Genomic DNA, 8,721 nt, shown 5'->3' with positions numbered 1-8,721 from the left:
TGAAGACAATAAAGAATTTGATAAACATATGGAATCTGATGTTAATCAGAGTCCGAGTGTACAATCTAATGACCTTAGTTCTATAAGAATTCTGTTAGGTGAAAACCCTAGAACAAATAAAAAAGTATATTGGGAGTATGGACATCCGCAGCTTGAGAATAGGCATATACAGATTTCTGGAAAGTCAGGTGTGGGTAAAACTTACTTTATGCAATGTTTGCTACTTGAATTAGCACGAAATAATATTTCAAGTATTATCTTTGACTATACAGATGGATTTAAAAAATCAAAACTAGAACCTGAGTTTAAGGAATACTTAGGTGATAGGGTTCAACAATTTCATGTTCAATTAAAGGGATTTCCAATTAATCCATTTAAAAAGAATATGAAAGAAATTGACGAGGATTTATACAAAGAAGAAGATAATACTGATGTTGCAGAGCGTATTAGAAGTGTCTTCTCAGCTGTTTATAAAGGTATGGGGGACCAGCAGGCAAATGCGATATATAGAGCCACTATGAAGGGGCTTGAGAAGTATGGATCTAAAATGAATCTTCAGTATTTAAGGACTGAATTAGAGGCGGATGGTACGAGCAATGCCAAAACCGTGTTAGCCAAAATCGAACCGTTAATCGATAGAAATCCGTTCGATACTGAATCGGAGTATAACTGGGAGGAACATCGAAAACATGAAGGTATCGTTTTTGTAGTTCAATTATCCGGTTTTGTTAGAGAAGTACAATTAATAGTTACTGAATTTATCCTTTGGGATTTATGGAACTACAATTTATCTCATGGTGATAAGACTAAACCATTCCCGGTTATTTTGGATGAAGCACAAAACTTAGATCACTCTGAAAATTCTCCGAGTGCAAAAATACTTACAGAGGGACGTAAGTTTGGTTGGTCGGGCTGGTATGCGACTCAATTTATGCAAGGGCAATTAGGGAAAGATGAAATTCAACGTTTACAAATGGCTAGTCAGAAGGTCTATTTTGCACCACCGGAAGCTGAAGTAAATGATATTGCTTCATTTTTAAGTACAGATAGTCAAAAGAAAAAAGAATGGGCATCGAAATTATCTAACATAGGGAAAGGTGAATGCATCGTTTCAGGTCCAATGTTGAAACCAGATGGTAACTTAGAACGCACATCTCCTATGGTAATTAAAGTAACGCCATTGAATGAAAGGATTAATTAGGAATGGATTACTCAATAAACTTTCACCAAACATTTGCTCCAGAAAAAGAAGCGATTGCACAACTCGTGCAATTCGCTTCTAATAATAATGATTTTTTTTCAAAAGGAGAAATTTCTGCTATGACTGCAATACCTACTGGAGATAGGTCAGGAAAAGTAGTGCCTCATATTTTGTATGTAGAAGCAATGGGACTAATTAATTTTAGTAAAGAGGAATCTAGGTTTTCCTTAACATTAACCCCGTTGGGTGAAATGGTAAATAACGAAGATCCATTTCTAATAGAGGATCTTACACACTGGTTATGCCATTATAATCTCGCAAGTACTGGCTCACCTGCAGCAATGTGGTCATATATTTTTAATTCTATTATTAATAGTAATGGCTTGGAATTTACGAATCAATCATTACTAAATGCACTTACCCGAAAATTTGATACTAATAAGATAAATGTAACTCCATTTAGAACTTGCTATACAGCAGAGAAAAGTTTTGGAGATTTAAACATCCTAGAAATCGAGGAAGAGAAGTATATTTTTAAAAAGCATGACATAAATAGAGCATTCAGATATCTATATGCATATTTATTGCTTTACAATTGGGAAAAGTTCTTACCAAATCAAAGTGAAATAACTTATGATAATCTGCTATTGGATATAGGATTTGGAAGACCTTTCTTATGGGATGAACTATCCATAATGGAAGTGTTAGAGGTTTTTAATGAAGAAAGAATCATTATCATTAATAGACAACTTTCTCCAATTACATTAATTAAGCAAGTATCTTCAGAATTAATGTTAAGCAAGGTGTATAGCTTCTTAATATAAGGGGATGAACAAATTGATACAGCTTAAAGACATACTACGATTCAAAAAAGAATTATATTTTAATGGTGCTGTGCAGGTAGATTGGTTTTATAATATTGAGAAACAAAGTGAAGTAGCAAAAAGTTTTGTTTTTCATGGACCTGAGTACTTTGGAGTTTCGGAAGAAGATTTAACATATAAATCGCATCGCCTAGTAGATACAGCATCTTTTACAAATATTTTAACAAATAAATTATATGGAGAGAGTCCCTTATCAAATTTCTTTATGACTATAGCTCCCTACGGAACTGGTAAATCTCATTTAGCTGTGACTTTAGCGAGTTTGTTTAGTGGAAATGAAGGTTTGCAAAAAGGGATTATAACTAATATAGGTAAAGTAGATAGCAAAATAGGATCGGGAATAAAGGAGTATCAATTAAAACCTAATTTAGTTTTAGTTCTTAATGGAATGAAAGATTTTAACCTGAATTATGAAATTCTCAATGCAACTCAGAAAGTTTTAGCGCTTCATGACGTTAGTTCTGATTTTCTAAAAACGATAACAAAATCTTATGATATTGCTAAAAACTTTGTTTCAAATACCTTTGAAAATTATGAAGATCAGTACCAAATATACGCTAAAGAAACTTTAGGAAATTGTCCTTCAACAAATTTAAAAGGTTATCTATTGGACAATATTTTACAGGATTCAAATGTTTTTGAGGTTATAAATAAAGTTTACTACAGTATAAATGGGACTTATATTAGATGGGATGAAGGCGTATCAGCAGGGGATATACTTACAAAAATAGCTGAAACTTTATGTGGAGATAGAGGTCAATTTAACAAAGTCGTTGTATTTTTCGATGAGTTTGGTCGTTATATAGAATATGCATCATCCTATCCAACTAGAGCAGGGGATTCTGCATTGCAGCAAATCTACGAGGCTGTACAAGATAGCGAAGATAAAATAATTTTTGTTGGATTTATCCAATCTGATTTAAAGTCGTATCTAACAAGGGTTGATCGGACAGCAAATATTAATAGATATATAGGTAGATATGAAGCAAGTGAAAAAATCCATTTGTCTTCTAATTTGGAAACAATTTTTGCTAATTTAATCGAAAGAACTAAACCGAAAGACTTTAAAGAATTAGTTGTAGATAAAATTGAAAAGAATATAGGGGAATGGAAGAAATTCCATGACCTATTCACTTCTTGGGTTCCACAGTCTAAAAATTCTAGCGTATGGGGAAGTTTTGACCATTTTAAAAAGGTAGTTTTAGAAGGTATTTATCCTTTGCATCCACTAACAGCATGGATGTTATCTAATTTATCATCTTGGCTTCAACAAAGGTCATCATTGACATTTTTGGAGAGACAAATAGAGTCTGAAGGTGAAAAAGAATTAAATGAATTTGGTGACTTATTAGTTGTCCCTTCTACAAGAATCATCAGAACTGAATTTTTTAAGGAACTATTAGCTGCAGAACAAGAAGGAAGGAAGCAAAGTGAATACTGTATCCTTTATAATCAGATCCTAGCTCGACATGGAGATAAACTGGATGAGAGACAAAAGGAAGTATTAGCTGCTAACTTAATAATAAGAATTGGAAGGTTTAAAACAAAGTCGTTAGAGGAAACGAAACAGGCATTAGCATATGCTTCAAACTTTACAATAAAAGAAGTAGAAAACGTAATAAACCAGCTAGAGCATGACTTCGGGATAATAAGTTATGATGAAAGTGCGCATGTATTTGATTTTGTAGCTGATGCAATTGGTATAAATGATTTCAAAAGATTGGTTAATAGTAAAAAAAGAAAATTGGATATAAATTTAAGTTTAGTATTTGATAATGCTATTGATCAAGTCCTTCCTTTAGAAAAAATGGATACATCATTTGGGAGAAAAAACCAAATAAGTACAAGTGAATGGCAATTTAATCAACAAATTGTTCATATTGACGATATTACAAAAAATTTCCTGTTGAATATAGTAAATGATTGGGAGCAGGCAACATCTCCTGACAAACCAAAGGGGAAATTAGTTTGGGTTTACATTTCATCAGGTACAGATATAGCAAAAATTGAGGCAATTTCAAAGTTATTAGAACGCTTTGAATTTGATNNCAAATCTCAAATTTGTTCACAGCACAGGAAAAAGAGAAATATAGTAGATTTATTCTAGATTTTAAGGATAAAGCAGATAATCTTGTACAAGATCGTTTTAGTGATCTTGTATCGAAAAGAATAATACTAACAAAAAATGGATTAGGTAAGGTTGACAAACGACCAAAACTATATTTTGATAGCCTATTCGATGAGTTATATAATTCTGTCATCCCATTCCCTTTTGCAGAATTTTCCAATAAGACATTAGGTAAGGCGAAGAAAAATTTATCACGAATTGGAAGACTAATCTTATCAGGAGCAGCTTTTCAAGTCATTCACTCTGAAACATCAGAAATAAAAAATCGAATAGAAGGGGTCCTATTTGAAAAAAGATTAGGTTCATGGGGAATTTTTAATAGTGACTATCAGCTAATTTCACCGACAAATTTAAAAGTCAGAAAGATTTATGAAGAGCTTGATCGATTCGTTGAGCAAGAGGGTAGCTTTGGCCTAGATAAAGTTTTTGATATTTATCAGAGACCCCCGTATGGTATAAATGACTTTGCATTAGCTCTTCTTATTGCTACCTACTTAGTTCAAAGGAAAATTGAATTAAGGGTAAGTATTAATGACAATAGATTACGTCTTGAAGAGTGGGGAAATGAGGTCTTCACTGATAAACAAGTAAATTTTAAAGACCTTTTTGATACAACAGTCATTAAAGTTGATCCTGATAAATCAGCTGGCCGTTATTTATTCCTATATAACAAAGTTGAAAGAAACAATGATATAGATGTTTGTCCTTCTCTATGGAATGAGTATGAGAAGTTAAAATTAGAAGAGGATATCCCAAGTGAACTTGAAGACAAGGTTATGAACCTTGAAATGATTCTAAAAGATGGGGTAAAACTTCATGAGCAAAATGTCCGTTATATGGGTGGGCTTAAATCAAAATTAAGTGATGCGTTAAGAAGTAATACAAATTTTAAAGAAATTTTTGAAGTGCTAGACGGATGTGACGTTATCGACGGTGCAGTAAATAATTCAGCAAAGTATGTATACAATAATCGTCATGTAGAAGAAGCAAATAACATGATAAATAAATGTCATTCGTATATTAATGAGAAGTTTCCAAATTTTGTTGCTAATTTGAAATGCCAAAGCTATGCACAAGTATCGGGATTTGAAAAGTGGATAAAGCAAATTATTGAATCGTTAATTAGATATGATTATAACGAGGAAGCTCGGAAATTAAAAACAAAATTAAATCAAATATTAGATGATTTAACAACTATTCAAAAGCTACAAAATATAAACGAAACTGTACAAAACTATTTAAGTAGAAATAGACCTACCAATACATCTGGGCATAATGATTTAATTAGAATGAAAAATGAAGGTAAAGAAATATTAGAACTTCTGTTGAACCATAATGTTGATAAAAGGTATCTAAATGAAAATATTGAAAAGATTAACGCTAACCTAAGTAGAATCGAAGAGTATTTAAATAAGCTTACTGAAGAGGTTTCGAAAATTTATGATTCTATGTACGAATTAAGCACAGTTGAGGAATGCAAAAATTTCTTATCTCACATTAGAAGTGTGCTTAGTAAGTCTATTAATGAGGTAGATAGAGAGGGCATTGAGCAAGCTGCAAATGATCTACAAAACTTCCTTAATGATATTCAGGGGATAGACAAATATAAGGATAATAGAAAAGAACTAATATTGGAATTATCTGGCTTGAAAAATAAATGGGAAGATTTCGAATCGGAAATCGAGTTTGCTCCAATTATAGAAAATCATGAGGGTATGTTAGTAGCCCGGTTAAATCAAATGGAAGATCGTTGGGCTGTAAATTATATTAATATAAAAGAAAACATCAAAATATGGGATGCTTCTGAGTGTTCAACATGGATAGAGCAAACGAAAGTCATTCCTACGTTTATTAGTGATTCAACACTAGAAACATTAAAGGAAATAAAAAAATTAGTTAATAATCGTTTAAATGAGTTAGAGGTTGATGCTGTTATAACTCTATTCTCACATTTAACTGATGAACAAAAAGTATTTGCATTGTCAAAGTTGCAGGAATTAGTTTGATTTTTCCTTCAATTAGAGAAACAAGCTTAGGACATTATTTTGCCGTATACTTTTAACGTAATATATAGTGTTAATCTAATCTGAATATAAAGTTGTGAAAAAGGATAAGAATCTACAAAAGTAGGTTCCTTATCCTTTTTTTGCTTTATTCAGGCTATTACAAATAATAAAAAAGAATATTTGTTCTTATTTTTGAGGTGTTCTCATTTACTTAAAACATAAAATTAATGTATAATCATTACTGGAGAGAGTTAACCAGAGAAAGATTATTTATCTGATACACTTTCTAATAAATATCACTATATTTTTTTTTGAATATCATTACTGGGTGTGTATATCCAGAATGTTTTGATAGAAAGGAAGTTTTAAATGGCATATGGGAGACATGAAAGCTTTTATTTGCGTGATAAATGGCTTAGTAAAGGGATGAAAGCTATTAAATCGGAACCGCGTTTTTTCTACGATCAAGACGGATTTGAAAAGATTGGTCTAGGGAAAAACATGGTTAGATCTTTACGGTTTTGGTTACTTGCATTGAACTTAATGAAGGAAACTGAAAATAAAGAACATACTTTGACTAATATTGGAGAACTTATATATGAATACGATAGGTTGCTTCAGAAAAATGAAACAGTTTCTATTCTTCAGTATCATCTAGTTCGTAATAATAATGATCTTGCTACTGCGTTTTATTGGTATTTCAATATTTATAAAGAGACTATTACACAAAGACCCGACTTGAAAAAATCATTTAAAACATGGGTCAAAAATAATGAGCCGAAATCGGTTTCTGAGAAGTCCTTAGATAGAGATATTGATGTATTAATTCAACTTTATACTAAGGATGCGAATGAAAACGATCCGGAGGATTTTATTTTTAGTCCATTTACTAAACTCAATCTTTTAAAAGAGGAACCATCAGAAGATAAATACGAGAATATACGAAAGATATCCCCGGAAATTGAAAAAATCGGATTAGTTCCATTGTATTATGTTTTGCTAAAATATGCTTTTGAAAATGAAGTAGAACTAATAAGTCTTGATGAAATTATCAACGAGGATTTCTTATGGGGGAAGGTATTTAATCTTTCGAGAAATCGAATTATAGAGGCATTAAACAAATTGACAAATCATGATACATTCCCTATTGAATATGTCAGAACAAACAATTTAGATAATGTTAAAGTTTCAAAGATAGATCCATTTGCTTATCTTTGCCATGAATTTAACATAGATATCGAGAGGGTGGCATCAGCGAATGGCGTTTAAGACAAGTGTAAATATTAGATTTGATGTGGGTAAGGATGAATTTATTAATAGGTATATTCCTACACCCTCTCATACAGAGGTTTTAAAAGGGTTATTAGATGGGTTTGTGAATGAAGGTAATCGATCTCATATAATTGTCGGGGCATATGGGACAGGTAAATCGCTTCTTGCAACTGTAATTAGTAGTATTGTGTCTAAGAATGCCCCAACAGTGGGAGTAGAGAAATTAATTAATAAGTTTACTCATTTTGATGATTATATTGCTGACCAAATCCGTGCAGCAAACAGCCTTGAAAAGAAATATCTCCCTGTATTATTAACAGGTAACGAAGGGAGATTTAGACAAGCTATACTATCAAATATTATTAAAAGTTTAAGGTCGGTAGGTATAGAAGTCGTTCTTCCGGGGATTAGTGAAAAAATTATAGAATCTATTGATAAGTGGGAGAAACAATTTCCGGACACATATAAATCATTTAAAAATTTAATAGGATCAAAAGGTAAAAACATCGAAAAATGGATAGAAGAAATAAAAAATCAAAATGAAGATGAAATAGCATACTTTAATGCGATTTATCCTGCCTTAACGTCAGGCGCTACATTTGAAATTGGTTATGATGAAAGCTTTTTAACCCAAATGGAGTATATCGTCGATGTATTATATAAAAATAACTTAGGGTTGGTTATTGTACATGACGAATTCGGTAGATTTTTGCAGGGGTTAAACAATTCAAGCTTGAATGAAACAATGCAAGATATACAAGATTTAGCTGAGTTAACGGATCGTGAAAAATCTTTGCAATTTATGCTGATTACTCATAAAAGCCTTCGACAGTACTTTAAAGGTATGCATGAAGATATTGCAAGGGAATTTCAGCGTATAGAAAAAAGATTTAGACAGTATAACATCACAAGTGATCAAGCGACCTTCTTGAAAATTGCTGAAGTGATTCTGACCGAAAATATTCAGACAAAACCGGAAATATCGAAAGAAACCTACGAAAGTACATTGAAAAAATTAAAAAGCTACCCTCTGTTTCCAAGTCTAAACCAATCTGAGAGGGAACGAATAATTGCTAAATCGATGTATCCATTGCATCCAGTGTCGTTATTTATGCTCCCTCATTTATCTAGTGTGTTTGGTCAAAATGAAAGAACCCTTTTTACATTTTTAGAAAGTAAAGAAACTGGTGGGTTAATAAATCATATTAGTAAAAGTAACTTGTATTATAA

At 31.8% G+C, this 8,721-nt stretch carries 5 protein-coding genes; all 5 read left to right on the top strand.

What is annotated here, in order from left to right; translation table 11 throughout:
* On the top strand, positions 1–1,201 hold a 1,201-nt coding region (locus V7083_RS21125; protein WP_335481704.1), incomplete at its 5' end, for an ATP-binding protein.
* A 2-nt stretch (positions 1,202–1,203) separates the two neighbouring features.
* The gene (locus tag V7083_RS21120; RefSeq protein WP_335481701.1) at positions 1,204–2,025 is read left to right on the top strand and encodes a DUF4007 family protein; all 822 of its coding nucleotides are present in this window, start codon (positions 1,204–1,206) and stop codon (positions 2,023–2,025) included.
* Positions 2,026–4,146: 2,121 nt separating this feature from the next.
* Positions 4,147–6,219, top strand: a complete 2,073-nt coding sequence (locus tag V7083_RS21115) for a coiled-coil domain-containing protein (protein ID WP_335481698.1) — start codon at positions 4,147–4,149, stop codon at positions 6,217–6,219.
* 369 nt (positions 6,220–6,588) lie between these two features.
* On the top strand, positions 6,589–7,488 hold the full coding sequence (locus V7083_RS21110; protein WP_335481695.1) for a DUF4007 family protein: 900 nt from the start codon (positions 6,589–6,591) through the stop codon (positions 7,486–7,488).
* A partial coding sequence (locus V7083_RS21105; protein WP_335481692.1) for a DUF6079 family protein occupies positions 7,478–8,721 on the top strand: 1,244 nt, incomplete at its 3' end. The genes V7083_RS21110 and V7083_RS21105, both read left to right, overlap by 11 nt.

Source organism: Bacillus sp. JJ1764 (assembly GCF_036962145.1).
In the GTDB taxonomy this organism is placed as follows: Bacteria; Bacillota; Bacilli; order Bacillales; family Cytobacillaceae; genus Neobacillus.
The sequence above is the reverse complement of the archived record's forward strand: the minus strand, read 5'-3'. Positions and strand labels throughout refer to the sequence as shown.

Bases quoted from the DNA above. Each gene is read 5' to 3' on its own strand.
- V7083_RS21120 (WP_335481701.1), top strand. From the start codon at position 1,204: ATGGATTACTCAATAAACTTTCACCAAACATTTGCTCCAGAAAAAGAA.
- V7083_RS21110 (WP_335481695.1), top strand. From the start codon at position 6,589: ATGGCATATGGGAGACATGAAAGCTTTTATTTGCGTGATAAATGGCTT.